The organism is Microbacterium martis (assembly GCF_047246685.1).
Lineage (GTDB): Bacteria > Actinomycetota > Actinomycetes > Actinomycetales > Microbacteriaceae > Microbacterium.
This window is the reverse complement of sequence record NZ_JBFOKT010000001.1, coordinates 681,282-697,340: the sequence shown is the minus strand read 5'-3', so window position 1 is coordinate 697,340 and position 16,059 is coordinate 681,282. Positions and strand designations below refer to the sequence as shown.

The following is a 16,059-nucleotide window of genomic DNA, read 5'->3' as shown; positions in this document are numbered from 1 at the left end:
ACGACCGTCGGACCGCTGGTCCTGCCCGGCGACAGCCCCTGTCTGGCGTGCCGCGATGCGGCGGACGTCGCCCGTGACCCGGCATGGCCGCTCCTGCACAGTCAGCTGATCGGACTCGGCCCGTCGGTCCTGCGCGCCGCACGAGTGGCGGAGGCTGCCCGCATCGCCGCCGAGCTCGCCCGCGGCGACGGCGGGGAGTCGGTACGGATCAGCGAGGACGGCTCGCGCGTGCGGCGCGCGGTCTCGTCTCGCGAAGGATGCCTGTGCCGCGTGCCGTCGTCCCCATCTCCGCCAGGAACCGCGACGGCGCACGCTCTCCGCGCCCTGCCCACCGCGACCATGAGAGCTCCGCGGTACGCGCGGCGCGCGTGATGCCGACGTAGGCCAGCCGTCGCTCCTCGTCGATCGCCTCGAAGGTGGTCGCGTAGGAGATCGGGAGGGAACCCTCCGCCCAGCCGGCGAGGAACACGTGCGGCCACTCGAGTCCCTTCGCCGCATGCAGCGTCGACAGCGTCACGGTGCGCAACGTCGGCTCGTGCTGGTCTTTCGCCCGCGCCATCAGCTCATCGCTGAAGGTGCGCAGATTCGCCTCCGGCCCGGCTTCCTCGGCCAGCCGCAGGATCGCCCGCCGCGCCTCCCAGCCGTCCCGCTGGGCGCCACCGGCGGCCGGGGGCTCGTCGCTCAGCCCCAGCTCTCGCAGCACCCGCCGCACGTTCGGCAGGAACCCGTGCTCCGACGGCGCGACCGCCGCCGCGCGCAGCGCGAGAACGGCCTGACGCACCTCGGGCATGGCGAAGAACCGAGTTCCGCCCAGCACCGAGGTCGCGATGCCCTCGGCGGCGAGCGCCTGCTGCAGCACCGCCGACTGCGCGTGCGCGCGGTAGAGGACGGCGATCTCGGCCGGCGATGCGCCGGCGGCGATGCGCGCCGAGATCGCGGCGGCGATGCCCTCCGCCTCGTCCGTCTCCGACTCGTACGCGGTGACGGTGGGGGCGTCGGCCGTGAACTGCTCGCGCGCCGGCACCAGCTCGAGCGCACCCGGGCGCCCGCGCATCAAGGCATTCGCGGCCGTGAGGATCGGCTCCTGCGAGCGGTAGTTGGTCTCGAGGCGCACGACGGTGGCGTCGGGGTGACGTCGCTCGAACTCCAGCAGGAACCGCTGCTCGGCACCCGCGAACGAGTAGATCGTCTGGCTCGCGTCGCCCACGACGCAGATGTCGTGACGGTCGCCGAGCCAGAGGTCCAGGAGCCGGTTCTGCAGTGGCGACACGTCTTGGAACTCGTCGACGGTGAAGTGCCGGTACTGCTCGTGGACGGATGCCGCGACGCGCGGTTCCGCCTCCAGCATGCCCGCGCACGCGAGCAGCACGTCTTCGAAGTCGAGCTGACGGCGCTCGTCCTTCAGCGCCTCGTACGCGCGCATCAGCTCGGCCAGCTGATCGGCATCGACACCCGTCACGGCGCGTCCGAGCGCGGCGTGATCGTCGATGGACAGCATCGAGACCTTCCGCCACTCGATCTCCGAGGCGATGTCGCGCAGCGTCGCCGTGCTCGGCCGAAGGCGCAGCGCGTCGGCGGCCTGCCCCAGCATCCGTACCTTGTTGTCGATGATGGCCGGCGCCGGGGAACCGGCGAGGGTGGGCCAGAAGAAGTTGAGCTGCGCGAGCGCCGCGGCGTGGAACGTGCGGGCGGCCACGCCCTCCACGCCGAGCGCGCGCAGTCGCCCCCGCAGTTCGCCAGCGGCCTTCGCCGTGAAGGTGACCGCCATCACGCGCGACGGCGAGTACGCGCCCGTGTCGACGCCGTGGGCGATCCGGTGGGTGATGACGCGCGTCTTGCCCGTGCCCGCCCCGGCGAGCACGACCACGGGGCCGCGCAGCACGGTCGCCGCGGCGCGCTGCCGCTCATCGAGAGCGTCGAGTGCGCTCACGCGCGCTCCTCGTACCAGTCGATGATCAGGGCGCGCGCGATGGAGGCGGGTCCGGGGAGCCCGACCGGCCCCTGCCCGGCGAGCGCGGAGGAGATCTCGCTGCGGGTGAACCAGCGCACGTCGATGATCTCCTCGCCGTCGGCCAGCGCCGCCTTCTCGTCGTCGACGACGGCGCGGAAGCCGATCATCAGCGACCGAGGGAACGGCCAGGACTGCGACGAGACGTACCGCACCGACGAAAGCCGCACGCCGGACTCCTCCTCGATCTCGCGGTGCACGGTCGCCTCGAGCGACTCCCCCGCCTCGACGAATCCGGCGAAGCAGGAGTACATGCGCCCGCCCCAGTTCGCGTTCGCCCCGAGCAGGAGCCGCTCGCCGTCACGGCTCTCCACGGCGACGATGACCGCGGGGTCGGTTCGCGGGAAGTGATCGCGTCCGCACACGAGGCACCGCCGCGACCAGCCGGCCTGCCGGAGCTCCGTCCCGCCACCGCAGGTCGGGCAGAACGGGGCATCACGCAGCCAGCCCGCCATCGCGATCGCCGTGACCAGCACCTCGGATTCCCCGCTGTCGATGCGGCCGCCCAGATCGCGCAGGCCGAGCCAGATCTCGTCGGGCGCGGCGTCGAGGGCGTCCGTCTCGGGGGGCGCTGCCGCGAGGAGCAGCGCTGCGCCGTCGGCCTCGCGCCCGAGCAGCGCCCAGGTCGCGTCGACGACCGTGTCGGGGGCGACCCGCAGGAGCGAGGAGTCCACGACCCTGACCCTGCCCTCCCGGACGACGATCACGCGGGTGCCGGCGTCGCCGCGCAGGCGCTCCATCGCACCCGGTTCCTCGCGGAGTTCGGCGGCACGATCGAGAGACGGGCGCTGAATGGTCATCGACTCCCTCTCTCACGGGCGTGGCGGAGGCGGGACCGCCCCGGCGTCGACCTACCCTGGGGGCATGGGACGCTCTCCTTTCACTCTAGCCGCGGCCGTGACGGCCGCACTCCCCGGCGCAGAGGTCACGGGTGCCCGCCCACTGAGCGCCGACGGGGACGGACGTTTCGACTCGGCGGTCGCCACGCTGGCCGACGGCCGCGAACTGGCCATCCGGGTAGCCGGCGATGAGGACGCGGCGCGGGAGCTCGCCGCCGAGTCGCTGGCGCTGCGCGCCCTCACCGACGGCGCCCGCGCGATGCTGCCCTTCGACGCTCCCCGGTACGTCGGAGAGACGGCCGTCGGCAGGAACCGCGCGCTGGTGACCGAACTCCTGCCCGGATTCCAGATCGAGGCGTCGATGGTGCCGGCGGGCCGCGGTGCGGCCGAGTCGATGGGCGCCGCGATCGCGGCGGTGCACGGACTGCCCACCTCGGTCGCGCGCGGAGCCGGGCTCGTGACGCGGTCAGCGGAGGAGACACGCGGCGAACTGACCCGCCTCGTAGACGACGCCGCCGCCACGGGTCGGGTTCCGGCGCGACTCACCGTGCGCTGGCGCGAGGCGGTCGCCGACGACGAGCTGTGGCGCTTCGAGTCGACGGTCGTGCTGGGCGGCGTCCAGGCGACCTCCTTCCTCTTCGCGGACGATCCCGACCGCGGCCCCGAGGTGACCGGCGTCATCGGCTGGCACGGACTGTCGGTGGGCGATCCTGCTGTCGATCTCGCCTGGCTGTCGGCGGCGCCGGACGCGGCCGGGGATGTGCACGCGTCGTACGCACGCTCGGTGGAGCGGGCTCCGGATGCCGGACTCGAGGTGCGTGCCCGCCTGCTCGCCGAGCTGGAGTTCGCCCGCTGGCTGGTGCACGGTTACACGCTGCGGCGCGCCGACATCGTCGATGATGCGGCGGGTCTTCTCGAGTCGCTGGCCGACGGCCTCCGCACCGACGATCTGGCCGTCATCGCCGCGCGCGGCGGTGGAGTCGATTCCGCCCTCGACGCCCTGGGGCGTGTTCCGTCCGGGACCGTGGCCGAGGTCGACACGTCGATGCAGACCGACGCCTACAATCCGAACGCCCTGTGGGCGCGCGAGGAGGATGAGGACGGCGATTCCCCCGCCGGCGCGGACGACGAACGCACAGCGTCCGGCCCGGCGGCCGAACCGCGCGACGAGGAGGACGCCTCCCCCGCGACGACCGACGACGCCGCCCGCCGTGCCGCGATGCTCACCGTCGAGACGGAAGACCTGTCGGGAGTCGCCGACGTCTTCGCTCGGGACGATCGGGAGCGGGATGCGGAGGAGCCGACGACCCGACCCACGGCGGTCGACGACCTCGGGGACGCTGCGGCGGACGACACCGACGAGGCTCAGCGTGCGGCCCGCGCAGCACTCCAGCGCTGGAAGAGCTCCTCTTCGGAGTAGACGCGGTCCCCGCGGATGACCAGGTCATCGGCGACGTAGTAGAGCGCGACGTCGATCTCGTCGAGCGGCACGTCGAAGCGGCGGTGGTACGCCAGGCGGTAGAGGGCGAGCTGCAGCATCCGCTCCTCCTTCTCCGCCGCGGTGCGCGGCGCCGCGCCGGTCTTCCAGTCGACGATCTCGATGCGTCCGCCCCGATCGTCACGACGGTAGACCGCGTCGAGCTTGCAGATGACGATATGGGGCTGCCCGGATCGTTCGACGGCGCCGATGCCCGCGCCCAGCGCGAAGTCGATCTCGATCTCGACCGCGATCGGCCGCCGTGCGCCCCACTCGCTGCGCTCGAACGTGGCCTGCAGCGCGGCGAGGTCGGCGGCGTCGGCGGCCGTGACGGATTCGCCTGCCGGCTCGCGGCCGTCGGATGCCCGAGACGACATGACCTCGTCTTCGTCGAGCTCCCACAGGGCCTCGTCGACGCGGCTGCCGACACCCACGAGCTCAGAGCGCTGCTCCACCCAGGCGTGGAAGAGCGTGCCGAGTCGCGTCTGCCGGTAGGGACGCTCCGGCATCGGACGCACGATCGACGAGAGCGTGCCTGTGAAGTCGGTCACGTAGTCCTTGAACCGCGAAGCCGGCACCCGGGTGGGCGCGGCGACGTCGGTTCCGCGCTGACGGGCGGCACGCTCCGCGAGCAGTCGCGACAGCTCCGGCGATGGCGTGCTCCCTCCTCTGCGCACGGCCTCCGCGACATCGGCCGCCGCCGCAGCGACGACCGATCGGCGGGCACCGAGCGGATCGAGGGGCCAGCTGAGCGTCGATCCCGGCCCTTCGTAGGGGTTCTCGGCCGGGTCGACCGGCGCGATCGGATCGAGGCCGAGCACCTCGAGCGCCTCGACCAGGTACGGACTCGGCGTGCGCGGCGCCTTCTGCCCCGCCCAGTGCGCCCCGGTGAGCAGCAGGTCGGTCCGGGCGCGCGTGACCGCCACGTAGGCGAGCCGCCGCTCCTCCTGCTGCTGGTAGGCGCGGTAGGCGTCCTTGAACCTCTTCAGGGCTCCGCCCCGCGGGTCGGCCTTCGTGGCGCCGGCCGACAGCGAGGCCTGGGCGAGCTTCTGCCGCTTCACCGGATCGGTCTCGTCGCCCATCGCCGCGAGGGGATCCCACTCGAAGCGCGGCAGTGCGTCGCTGTCGCCGCGCAGCGCGAAAGGCAGAACTCCGAAGCCGAACCATCCCGAGGTGTCGGTGACGCGGCTGGGCAGCTCGTCGACGACCAGACGCACCACGGCGACCGCATCCCACTCCAGACCCTTCGAGCCGTGGATCGTGAGCAGCTGCACCACACCGGGCTCCGGGGGCTCGGGCCGCGGCATCAGCTCGTCGGTGCTCTCGGCCTTGTCGAGCCAGGCGAGAAGGCTGCCGATCGTGCCGCGTTCGTCGGCGGCGAGGAACGCCCTCACCTCGTCGGCGAAGGCGCGCAGCTGCGTCGCCGCCACCCGTGCCGGTCCCCTCGTCTCGTTCGCGGCGAGCTCGATGTCGAGCCGGAGCTCGAGCTCGATCAGCCGGATCAGCTCGGGGATCGGCTGCGACGACGCGCGTCGCAGCCTCTCGAGCATCTCGCCGGCGGCGCGGATGCGGGCGCGGCCCTCCGGGGTGATCTGCTCGAGCAGACGGTAGTCGTCGCTCACGGCGCGCACCACGTCGACCGCGTCGATGATCGACACCGCCTCGTCGGCCCCGCGCGATGAGCGCAGTCGCGCGCGAACCTCCTCGGGCAGGGGGACCATGTCGGTGTCGCGCTCCGCCAGGGTGCGTCCGAGTTCGTACAGGGCGCCCATGTCGGCCACGCCCACCGCGAAACGCGGCCCGGTCAGAAGTCGGATCAGCGCGGACCCCGCGGTCGGGTCGTGGACGACGCGCAGGCAGCTGACGACGTCGACGACCTCGGGCGTGGTGAGGAGGCCGCCGAGTCCGAGGATGCGATGCGGGATGCCGCGGGCCGCGAGGGCCGCGGCGAAAGTCTGCATGTGGCGCTTCGACCGGAACAGGATCGCCCCGGTGTGGGGGCTCCCCCGCCCGGACGAGCGGCTTCGCTCGTCGTGCGCGGCGCGCCGCTCGGCGAACCACTCCGCGACCTCTGCCGCCTCGTCGTCCACCGTGAAGGGGAAGCGGACGCCGACCTCGCCCGCGCCCGCGCCGGGTCGTGCCTCCAGGGGCGGCACGTCCAACCCCGGCCGCTGCAGCGGCTCGAGCACGCGGTTGGCGACGTCGAGGATGCCGCGGTCGTTGCGCCAGCTCGTCATCAGACTGTAGGTCTGCGCGGTGTGCGCGCGCGCGAACGTCGTCGAGAAGGCGTACAGGTTGTCGGCGCTCGCGCCGCGCCACCCGTAGATGGACTGGTGCGGGTCGCCGACGGCCATGACCGCCGAGTCGCGGAAGAGCTCGGCGAGGAAGCGGGTCTGGATGACCGACGTGTCCTGGTACTCGTCGAGAAGGACGACGCGGTGCTGCTCGCGGAGCTCGGTGCGGACATCGGGGGCCGACTCGACGATGTCGTAGGCGCCGCCGACCTGGTCGGCGAAGTCCAGCACGCCGCGCCGGGACTTCTCGGCGATGTACTCGCGCACCAGCGCGGTCAGGGTGGGCAGGTGCGACAGGTTCGACGCCGCCTTATCGACGTCGCCGTTGGAGCGATAGGGCTCGAACGTCTTCGCCTGGCCGAGGGCGATGAGCTCGGCGCGGGCGAGGTCGGCACGGTGGTCGAGGGCGTCTCCGGCCAGCCGCTGCACGGCGTCGATGACCGTTCCGAGAGCGAAGTCGATGTTCTCGAGCGCGGGAAGATCGCTGCGGAGCACGACTTCTCGGGCCAGCATCCACGACGCCGCCTGGCTGAGCATCGCGACGTCGGGATCACGACCGATGCGGGCCGCGTGCTCGCGGACGATGCCGTCGGCGAAGGCGTTGTAGGTCGACACGCGGGGACGGATCATCAGATCCTCGGCGGCGCGGGGGGTCGCCGGATCCCACCCGGTCCCGAACGCCGCTGCGAGCTCGTCGAGCACGTGCGAGCGGACGAGGTCGCGCGGACGGCCGGGGGCCGCCTCGTCGACACGTCGGAGCGCGCCGCTGCGCACGATCTCGGGGAGGTGCGGCAGCAGGCCGCGGCGAGCGTAGTCGTCGATCACGGCCAGGCGCGACGCGATCCGCTCGGCGAGCTCGCCGGCCGCCTTGCGCGTGAAGGTCAGGCCGAGGATCTCGTCGCGCCGCACGTGTCCGTTCGCGACGAGCCAGACCACGCGGCCCGACATGGTCTCGGTCTTGCCGCTGCCCGCACCCGCGACGACGAGGGCGGGCTCGGGCGGCGCCTCGATCACGCGCTGCTGGGCGGCGGTGGGCGACGGCTGACCGAGAGCAGCGGCGATGTCGACCGCCGAGAGCGGGCTCGGACCGGCCCAGGCCGTCACGAGCTCACCGCCGGCACCGTGTGGATCCGGCACGGATGCACTCGCCGCTGCGTGTCGGCGCAGTGCGACTCGACCTGCGCCGTGAAGCTGGCCGCCGACATGCCCCGAGCGGCATCGGCCACGCGGCGCAGGAACGCGGCCCTCGCCTCGTCGTCGAGGGTGTGCTGGTGCGCGATGCGGTAGTCGCTCTTGGCGAGGGTCTTCGACACGATCACGAGTCGCGCTCCCGCGAGCGATTCCGGCGGTGCGCCCTCGACCAGTCCCTGCTGCACCGCGATCTGATAGGCGGCCAGCTGCGCATGCTCGACAACCGCCCCGTCGGACTCGGGATCGTTCTTGCCCGTCTTGAGGTCGACCACCACGGTCGGCCGCCCGCCCCCGTCGGCCATCCGCTCCCACCCCCGTCCGCGCGCGTGCGCATGCTCGCCGCACCCGGGCGGGTACGCCTCGACCCGGTCGATGTAGCCGTGGATGACCGCCTGGTTCGCGCGGTCGTCGTCGACCGTGCGCACCGCCGGCACGGCGGTGTCGTCGGAGAGGTCGACCGCGAAGCGGAACTCCACCTCGCTGCCGATCACCCGCCCGTCGTCGCGGCGCACGTCGCCGAGATACGCGTGCAGCCGCTCGACGAGAAGGTCGGCGCGCTTGCGCTCCTTGCGTCCGATCCACTCGGTCTCGAAGTCGAGCTCGGGCCAGTGCTCCGCGAGGATCGCGCGCATCCTCTCCAGATCGCCGTCGGGCACCCGCTCCATCGCCTCGTGCACGATGGTGCCGATGCCCGCGGTCGGCGGCATCACGGTGTCGCCTCCCAGAGAGGCGACGACCCAGTTCAATCCGCACTCCTCGTACGACTCCATCTTCGAGGGCGACACCCGCGCCCCCGAGACGACGAGGTCGCGCAGCGGAGCGTCGGTCGACGGCGGAGTCACGCCGTACCACTCGGCGGGATCGGCGCCCGGCACACCCTCTCGAGCCAGCACCGCCAGCTGCCCGGCGGCCTCGCCTCGCAGTGACGACGACGCCACCGAGGTCAGCGTCCGTCGATGACGGGCCACCATGCCGCGCAGCGTGAGGGGATGCTCGGCCGATGCATGCCGCTCGGGCGGCTCGGGCGCGGGGAGGAAGCCGAAGAACGCGCTCGGGCTCATGTCGTCGTCGTCGACGGCCGTGATGAGAAGGCGGTCACGGGCGCGCGAGACGGCCCGGACGAACAGCCTCAGCTCGTCGTGCAGGGCCGCGCGACGTCGATCGACGGCCGCGGGCGGTTCGACGCTCGCCCCGGTGCGGGCGGCCTCGATCGCGTCGGCCAGTCGCCAGGTGCGCAGCAGGCCGCCGCGCAGACGCACGTTCGGCCAGATGCCGTCCTGAACGCCCGCGACCACCACGGCGTCGAACTCGGTGCCCAGGGCCGTGGCGGGGGTCAGCAGCGTGACCCTGCCGGGTCGGTCGGGGCTCGAGAGCGAGTCCTCCGGCACCTCGCTGTCGAGGATGTCGCGGACGAAGATCTCCGGCCGCTCCGTCGGCGCGCGTTCGACGAATCGCTTCGCGGCGTCGAAGAGCGCCACCAGGGCGTCGAGCGACCGCGCCGTCTCGGCACCGGAGGGCAGGAGCGAGATCTCGCGCCAGGCGACCTGCAGCCTGCGTCCGTCGATCGCTCTGGCCTGATCCCACACACGCCAGAGCAGGTCGTGGATCGTCTCGCCCGCCGCAGCCGCCCGGGACAGACCGTCGAGCGTCTCGGCGAACCGGGACGCCGTGCGCGCCTCGGCGGCGTCGATGAGCGTGAAGTGCGCCGGATCCGCCATCGCGATCCGCAGCAGCTCGCGCGCGGGCATCGATCCCCCCTGTTCGAGCTCGAGGTGACGCAGGCGCGCCCGCAGGCGACGCAACCCGATCGCGTCCATCCCCCCGAACGGCGTCCGCAGCGCCTCCTCCAGCGCCTGAGGCGTGCGTTCCTCGACCGGGGTCAGCGCGAGACGGACGATGCCGACGATGTCGCGCACGATCCCCTCGCTCCCGAGCGGGCGCTGCACACCGGCGGCCCGCGTCGGGATCTCCCTGGCCGCCAGCTCGGTCTCGAGGGTGGTCACCTGCCGGGTGTCGTGGGCGATGACCGCCATCCGGTCCCAGTCGACGCCGTCGCCGAGGTGCCATCCGCGCATCACCCCCGCGATGCGGTCGAGCTCCTCGTAGGGCGACGGCGCCAAGAACGTCGTGACCGCGGGATCGGACTCGTCCCCCTCGGCGTCGACCGGCACGGGAGCACGGCGATGCTCGACGCGACCCGAGACCCCGATGGCCTGCGTGACCGTCCGCGTCAGGGCCGTGAGCGCCGGCCGCTGCCGGTGCGGCCCGTCGAGAACCCGCACGTCGGCGAGCACGCCGGCGAGCTGCGCGAAGAGCTCGGGCGTCGCCCCGCGGAACGCGCCCGAGGAGATGTCGGGGTCGCCGAAGGCGAGGACCGCGATCCCTCGCTCCCGCAGCGCGCGGACCACGTCGACCCCGCCTCGCGTCAGCTCCTGCGCGTCGTCGATGAGGACCACGCGCAGCGGGGCGAGCGGGCCCAGAGCCGCCGGGTCGGCGTCGCGCAGGATCGCGCTCGCCTCGCTGAGCAGGTCGGCGGAGTCGCGGTGCGCGGAGCGCATGGCGTCGAGGACCGCGCGGTACTCGACGAGGAAGTCGGCCGTCGCCGCCCAGACCTCGTCTCCCGAGGCCCGCAGCTCGTCGGGAGAGGCGCCGATCTCGGTGCACTCGGCGAGGAACGCCCGCAGCTCGGATCGGAAGCCCTTCGAGGCGCGCACCGACGCGCTCAGCGCCGCCGGCCAGGGGATGCGTCCGTCCTCCGCATCGCCGGCGAGCAGCTCGGCGACGATGCGGTCCTGGTCGGCGCCGGTGAGCAGTGCGGGGGGCTCCTCCCCCGCCCGCACCATCGCTCCGCGCACGAGCTGGAACGCGAACGAGCCCAGCGAGCGGGCGAGAGGGCCCGGTGTGGCCTGCGTGACGCGCACGCCGATCCGGTCGCGAAGCGCGGTCGCGGCCTGCCGGCTCGGGGTGAGCACGAGAACCTCCTCGGGGCGCAGTCCACCCCCGTCGAGCAGGTGCACCACGCGGTCGACGAGCGTGCGGGTCTTGCCCGTTCCCGGCGCCCCGATGATGACGCCGGAGGCGGTCGTCGGCGCGGCGACGACCGCCTGCTGGGCGGCATCCGAGGTCATGTCCTCCACGCTATCCGGCCCGGCCGACATCGCCGCCGGGCACGCCACGTCCGCGCTGTGCGCTCAGGGCGAAACCGGCTGCGGCGGCCGATCCGGCCGCGTGCGTGCGGGGTAGAGTTGGCGAGTCCGACGAACTTCAAGGAGCACGCGTGGAAATCCGCATCGGCATCATCAACACCGGCCGCGAGCTGAGCTTCGACACCGGCGCGAGCGCGGACGAGGTCCGCTCCCAGGTCGCCGCCGCTCTCGAGCAGAGCTCGACGCACCTCGACTTCGCCGATGTGAAGGGCAACACCTACCTCGTCCCCACCGCGCACCTCGCCTACATCGAGCTGGGCACCGAGGAGTCCCGCCGCGTCGGCTTCGTCGCCTGACCCGACGATGTACATCCTCCTCGCACTCATCGGCGCGTGCGCTCTGGGAATCGGCGCGCACTACCTCATCGGCGGCCGCGACCTCCGCGGGGTGGCCGTGACCCCGGGCATCGCCACCGCCGTGGCCGCCGTCGTCTACACCGGCCTGCAGTGGGCGGGGATCGGCGAGGGCGACGTCCTGCTGTGGCTCGCGAGCGTCCTCGGGTCGGTCGTCGTGGCCGTGGCGGCCACCCTGGCCCTGGTCGCGGCTCGCCGACGGTCGGATGCCGCGGCGAAGGCCGCCCTCGGCATCTGACCCGCGCCCGGGTTAGGAGGCGAGCCCCATCGCGTCCATGCGCCGCGCGTGGGCGCCCATGAGCTCGGTGTAGACCGGCTCGATGCGCTCGTCGGCGGCGGCGAGACGTTCGGGACGCAACGCCGACCGGCACACCAGGATGGTGTCTCCGACCAGTCTCCGCGCCCACATCGACAGCAGCGAACGCCACTCCTCGTCGCTCTCGATCGTCTCCTGGATGATGGCGACGATCTCGTGCCGCGCGTCGTCCTCGCGGAGGATCTCGGCGACGCGGCGGCCGGTGTCGGCGTAGCTCGAGGAGAGCGCCAGATAGAAGTCGTCGAGCATCCCGGCGGTGATGTAGACGGCGAGGAGCGTCTCGCGCGGCCGGGCGCCGATGGTCTTCCGCCGGAACGCGTCGAGGTTCTCGCGGAACGGCAGCATCAGCCGGGTCGGATCGTCACCGCGTTCGGCGATGAGCTCGACGATCGCTCGATGCTTCGTCAGGGCCGCCCCGGCGGCACGCGACAGCGACTCCTTCTCGGAGAGCTCGGGCGTCGCCCGGATGAGCCGGGTGAGCGTCTCGAAGTAGCCCAGCTGCAGGTAGGCGGCCTGGCCGAGGAAGCGACTGAGCTCCGGGGCGAGCTCGGCGAAGTCGACGCGGGTCGCGTCGCCCTGGTCGCCGCGACTGCGCAGGGCGAGAGTACGGCGCGGCGCGGCGTCGCGCTGCCAGAACCACTTAACCACGGGGCCTCCCTGTCGCCTTCGCCACGTCGTTCACAATACTCGGCGACGCGTGCGCTTCCTGGCGTGCGCCGCCCCTCCGGTAGGCTGGGCGTGTCCCGCCGTCGGAGCGGGACCCCGCGCCTGTGGCACACGAGACGGCGTGGATCCGTTGACGTGGCGGCCGCGCAGGTCGCCGGAACAGGCATGAACACGTGACAACCTTCGCTGATCTCGGTATCGATCAGGACATCGTCGAGGCGCTCGCTGCCAAGGGCATCGTGGATGCCTTCCCCATCCAGGAGCAGACCATCCCGCTGGGCCTGCCCGGCCAGGACATCATCGGGCAGGCCAAGACCGGCACCGGAAAGACCTTCGGCTTCGGCATCCCCGTCGTGCAGCGACTCGGCCTCGACCCCGAGCCCGGCGTCAAGGCCCTGATCGTCGTCCCCACCCGCGAGCTCGCGGTGCAGGTCTATGAAGACATCGACCTGCTCACCAGCAATCGCTCGACCAGCGTCGTGGCGATCTACGGCGGCAAGGCCTACGAGGGCCAGATCGACCAGCTCAAGGCGGGCGCGCAGATCGTCGTGGGCACCCCCGGTCGCCTCATCGACCTCGCCGGCCAGCGCCTGCTCGACCTGTCGAACGCGACCGAGGTCGTGCTCGACGAGGCCGACAAGATGCTCGACCTCGGCTTCCTCGCCGACATCGAGAAGATCTTCCAGAAGGTCCCGGCGGTGCGTCACACGCAGTTGTTCTCGGCGACGATGCCCGGTCCGATCGTCGCGCTCGCCCGGCGCTTCATGTCGAACCCCATCCACATCCGCGCCAACGACCCCGATGAGGGTCTGACGCAGGCGAACATCAAGCACCTCGTCTACCGTGCCCACTCGCTCGACAAGGACGAGGTGATCGCCCGCATCCTGCAGGCCGAGGGTCGCGGCAAGACCGTCATCTTCACGCGTACCAAGCGCGCGGCGCAGCGCCTCGTCGACGAGCTGAGCGACCGCGGCTTCAACGTCGGCGGCGTGCACGGCGACATGGGCCAGGATCAGCGCGAGCGCTCGATGGCGGCGTTCAAGGCGGGCAAGAAGGACGTGCTGGTCGCCACCGACGTGGCCGCCCGCGGCATCGACGTCGACGACGTCACCCACGTGATCAACCACACCATCCCCGACGAGGACAAGACCTACCTGCATCGCGCCGGCCGCACGGGCCGCGCGGGCAAGACGGGAATCGCGGTGACGTTCGTCGACTGGGAGGACCTGCACAAGTGGGCCCTCATCAACCGCGCCCTCGAGTTCGGTCAGCCTGAGCCCATCGAGACCTACTCGTCGAGCCCGCACCTCTACACCGACCTCGACATCCCCGAGGGCACGAAGGGCCGGCTGACGACGGCTCCCAAGACGCAGACGGTGAAGACCGAGCGCGCGCGTCGCCCCGAGCGCGCCGCGGATGCCGCGGCCGAGGGAGCGTCCGAGGGCGGGACGCGTCGCCGTCGTCGCCGGCGGAACAGCGAGAACCCGGTCGGCTCGACGTTCACCGAGGGCGGCACCGGCGCGGGCGCGGGCGCCGAGCGCCCCGCCGCGTCCGCCGACCGCAGCGCCGACGGCGGCGGAACGCACGACGGTGCCGGCAAGGAGCACCACGACGGCAAGCCCGCACCCGCGCGCCGCCGCCGGCGCCGTCGCGGGGGATCCGGTGCGCCCGGAGCCGCTCCCGCCACGGGGGCCTGACCGCCGCAGCGGTCAGAGGAGTCGCAGCGGTCAGGGACGTCGAGCAGGCGTCCCCGTGGCGCGGTCGATGATGCGCGCGACCATCGCCTCGTCGGTCGTGTTCTCGCCCGGCAGGTTGGGCTTGCCCGTGCCGTGGTAGTCGCTCGATCCGGTGACGATGAGGTCGTGGCGTGCCGCCAGATCGCGCAGGATGCGCTTGCCCGCGGCGGTGTTCTCACGGTGGTCGATCTCGAAGCCGCCGAGCCCCGCGGCGATCAGCCGCTCGATGTACGGCACCGGCATCATCCGATCGCGACCGGTCACCGGATGCGCGATGATCGCCACTCCCCCGGCATCCGTGACGAGGCGGACCGCCGTGAGCGGGTCGGGCGCGTAGTGCGGTTCGTAATACCCCTCGCGCGGATGCAGGATGCCGTCGAACGCCTCGGTCCGGTCGCGCACGATGCCGCGCGCGACGAGCGCGTCGGCGATGTGCGGCCGCCCGACGGTCGCGTCGAGCGTGGTCTGGGCGACGACGTCGTCCCAGTGCAGGTCGTAGTCGCGACCGATGTTGCGCACGATGCGCTCCGCACGGCCGATGCGGTCGTCGCGAATGCGATCGGTCTCGGCGCGCAGCGCCGCGTCGTCCGGATCGAAGAGGTAGGCGAGCACGTGCACGCTGCGCCACTCGTGCTTCGCCGAGAGCTCCATGCCGGGGAGGAAGCCCATGCCGAGCGCGACGGCCGCGTCGCCCGCCTCCGCCCAGCCCGTCGTGCGGTCATGGTCGGTGAGCGCGAGCGTGCGCACCCCATGCGCGTGCGCCTGACGCACGACCTCGGCGGGGCTCTCGGTGCCGTCGGAGTGGTTGGAGTGCAGATGCAGGTCGGCGGGACCGGCGAACCCGAGCGACGGAGTGGCCATCATCCGAGAGTACCGAGCGCCGCGGCAGAAGTTTCACAGCCACCCCTCTTAGGCTGGAGCGGATGTTTCGACTCCTGGGGATCCTGTTCACCGTGCTGCTCGCGATCGCGGCGGCCGTCGTGGTGTGGCCGCAGTTCTTCCACCTCGAGCAGACCTATCCCTTCGCTCAGCTGGTGTCCGCACGCGGGATCGTGCTCGCCGGCTTCCTCGGCGTCGCCGTGCTCGCTCTGCTCCTTCTCCTGGCGCGCCCGCTGCGCGGCTTCGCGGCGTCGATCCTCATCGTCGCCCTGCTCGGCGCCGGAGCCAGCGCACTGGTAGGCGCCGCCCGCGGCTTCGGCAGCGCGGCACTCCCGGAGAAGACCGCGGGGAGCCTACGCGTCCTGACCTGGAACACCGCGGGCCAGGCCGTCTCGGCCGAACACATCGCGCAGCAGATCCTCGATCAGGGTGCCGACATCGTCGCGCTGCCCGAGACGACCGAGGAGGTCGGCGAGCAGATCGCGCTGATGCTGCGCGAGCAGGGGCACCCGATGTGGGTGCACCACGTGCAGTTCCGCCCCGACGTGCCGAACGGTCCGCAGTCGTGGCAGACGACGGTGCTCGTCGCGCCCGATCTGGGCGAGTATTCGGTGATCGAATCGTCGAAGGACGGCAGCAGCAACACCGGATCCGTGCCGAGCGTCGTGCTCATGCCGGTCGACGGCGACGGGCCCACCGTGGTCGCCGTCCACGCCGTCGCTCCGCGCCAGGAGGAGATGGAGCAGTGGCGCACCGACCTGCAGTGGATCGCCGATCAGTGCCCCGAGGGCGACTTCATCCTCGCCGGCGACTTCAACGCCACCGTCGACCACATGGCGCCGCTGGGGGTCGACGGCGGCGACATCGGTTACTGCCGCGATGCCGCCTCGCGCACCGGCAACGGCCTGACCGGCACCTGGCCGAGCTCGCTGCCCGCTCTCGCCGGGGCGCCCATCGACCACGTCATGGCCTCGCCGAACTGGCGGCCGTCGGGATCGGTCGTGCTGGACGACGCCGGCGGCAGCGATCACCGGGCGCTGATCGTGCAGCTCGAGCCGGCGGGCTGACCTGCCGCACTCCCCGCCCAGGTGACA

The 16,059-nt window shown here is 72.5% G+C and carries 11 protein-coding genes; 5 read left to right on the top strand and 6 right to left on the bottom strand.

The window, feature by feature from the left end; genetic code table 11:
* Positions 1-208 precede the first annotated feature (208 nt).
* Both AB3M90_RS03320 and nudC read right to left on the bottom strand, forming a co-directional pair.
* On the bottom strand, positions 209-1,930 hold the full coding sequence (locus AB3M90_RS03320) for an ATP-dependent helicase (protein WP_412949905.1): 1,722 nt from the start codon (positions 1,928-1,930) through the stop codon (positions 209-211).
* Positions 1,927-2,808: an NAD(+) diphosphatase gene (gene nudC, locus AB3M90_RS03315; RefSeq protein ID WP_412949904.1), complete on the bottom strand. Its 882-nt coding sequence runs from the start codon at positions 2,806-2,808 to the stop codon at positions 1,927-1,929. The genes AB3M90_RS03320 and nudC overlap by 4 nt, the downstream gene beginning before the upstream one ends.
* 64 nt (positions 2,809-2,872) lie before the next feature.
* On the opposite strand from nudC, the gene AB3M90_RS03310 reads away from it, so the two are divergent.
* Positions 2,873-4,267 carry a phosphotransferase gene (locus AB3M90_RS03310; protein WP_412949903.1) on the top strand — a complete coding sequence of 465 codons (1,395 nt, stop codon included), beginning with the start codon at positions 2,873-2,875 and terminating at the stop codon, positions 4,265-4,267.
* Here the strand turns inward: AB3M90_RS03310 and AB3M90_RS03305 are convergent.
* Positions 4,213-7,722: an ATP-dependent helicase gene (locus AB3M90_RS03305; RefSeq protein ID WP_412951202.1), complete on the bottom strand. Its 3,510-nt coding sequence runs from the start codon at positions 7,720-7,722 to the stop codon at positions 4,213-4,215. The genes AB3M90_RS03310 and AB3M90_RS03305 overlap by 55 nt on opposite strands.
* Positions 7,719-10,937 carry an ATP-dependent helicase gene (locus AB3M90_RS03300; protein WP_412949902.1) on the bottom strand — a complete coding sequence of 1,073 codons (3,219 nt, stop codon included), beginning with the start codon at positions 10,935-10,937 and terminating at the stop codon, positions 7,719-7,721. Before AB3M90_RS03300 ends, AB3M90_RS03305 begins: the two co-directional genes overlap by 4 nt.
* Positions 10,938-11,086: 149 nt before the next feature.
* On the opposite strand from AB3M90_RS03300, the gene AB3M90_RS03295 reads away from it, so the two are divergent.
* Both AB3M90_RS03295 and AB3M90_RS03290 read left to right on the top strand, forming a co-directional pair.
* Positions 11,087-11,311: a DUF3107 domain-containing protein gene (locus AB3M90_RS03295; protein WP_412949901.1), complete on the top strand. Its 225-nt coding sequence runs from the start codon at positions 11,087-11,089 to the stop codon at positions 11,309-11,311.
* 7 nt (positions 11,312-11,318) lie between these two features.
* The gene (locus tag AB3M90_RS03290) at positions 11,319-11,606 is read left to right on the top strand and encodes a hypothetical protein (protein WP_412949900.1); all 288 of its coding nucleotides are present in this window, start codon (positions 11,319-11,321) and stop codon (positions 11,604-11,606) included.
* Between the two features lie 12 nt (positions 11,607-11,618).
* Here AB3M90_RS03290 and AB3M90_RS03285 read toward each other — a convergent pair whose 3' ends face one another.
* The gene (locus tag AB3M90_RS03285; RefSeq protein WP_412949899.1) at positions 11,619-12,332 is read right to left on the bottom strand and encodes a ferritin-like fold-containing protein; all 714 of its coding nucleotides are present in this window, start codon (positions 12,330-12,332) and stop codon (positions 11,619-11,621) included.
* 191 nt (positions 12,333-12,523) lie between these two features.
* Between AB3M90_RS03285 and AB3M90_RS03280 the strand changes: the two genes are divergently transcribed.
* Positions 12,524-14,047 carry a DEAD/DEAH box helicase gene (locus AB3M90_RS03280; protein WP_412949898.1) on the top strand — a complete coding sequence of 508 codons (1,524 nt, stop codon included), beginning with the start codon at positions 12,524-12,526 and terminating at the stop codon, positions 14,045-14,047.
* A gap of 30 nt (positions 14,048-14,077) precedes the next feature.
* Here the strand turns inward: AB3M90_RS03280 and AB3M90_RS03275 are convergent, their stop codons facing one another.
* Complete coding sequence (locus tag AB3M90_RS03275) at positions 14,078-14,947, bottom strand: PHP domain-containing protein (RefSeq protein ID WP_412949897.1); 870 nt, start codon at positions 14,945-14,947, stop codon at positions 14,078-14,080.
* A 62-nt stretch (positions 14,948-15,009) separates the two neighbouring features.
* On the opposite strand from AB3M90_RS03275, the gene AB3M90_RS03270 reads away from it, so the two are divergent.
* Positions 15,010-16,032 (top strand): endonuclease/exonuclease/phosphatase family protein, encoded by a 1,023-nt coding sequence (locus AB3M90_RS03270; protein ID WP_412949896.1) that lies wholly within the window; start codon positions 15,010-15,012, stop codon positions 16,030-16,032.
* Positions 16,033-16,059 lie beyond the last annotated feature (27 nt).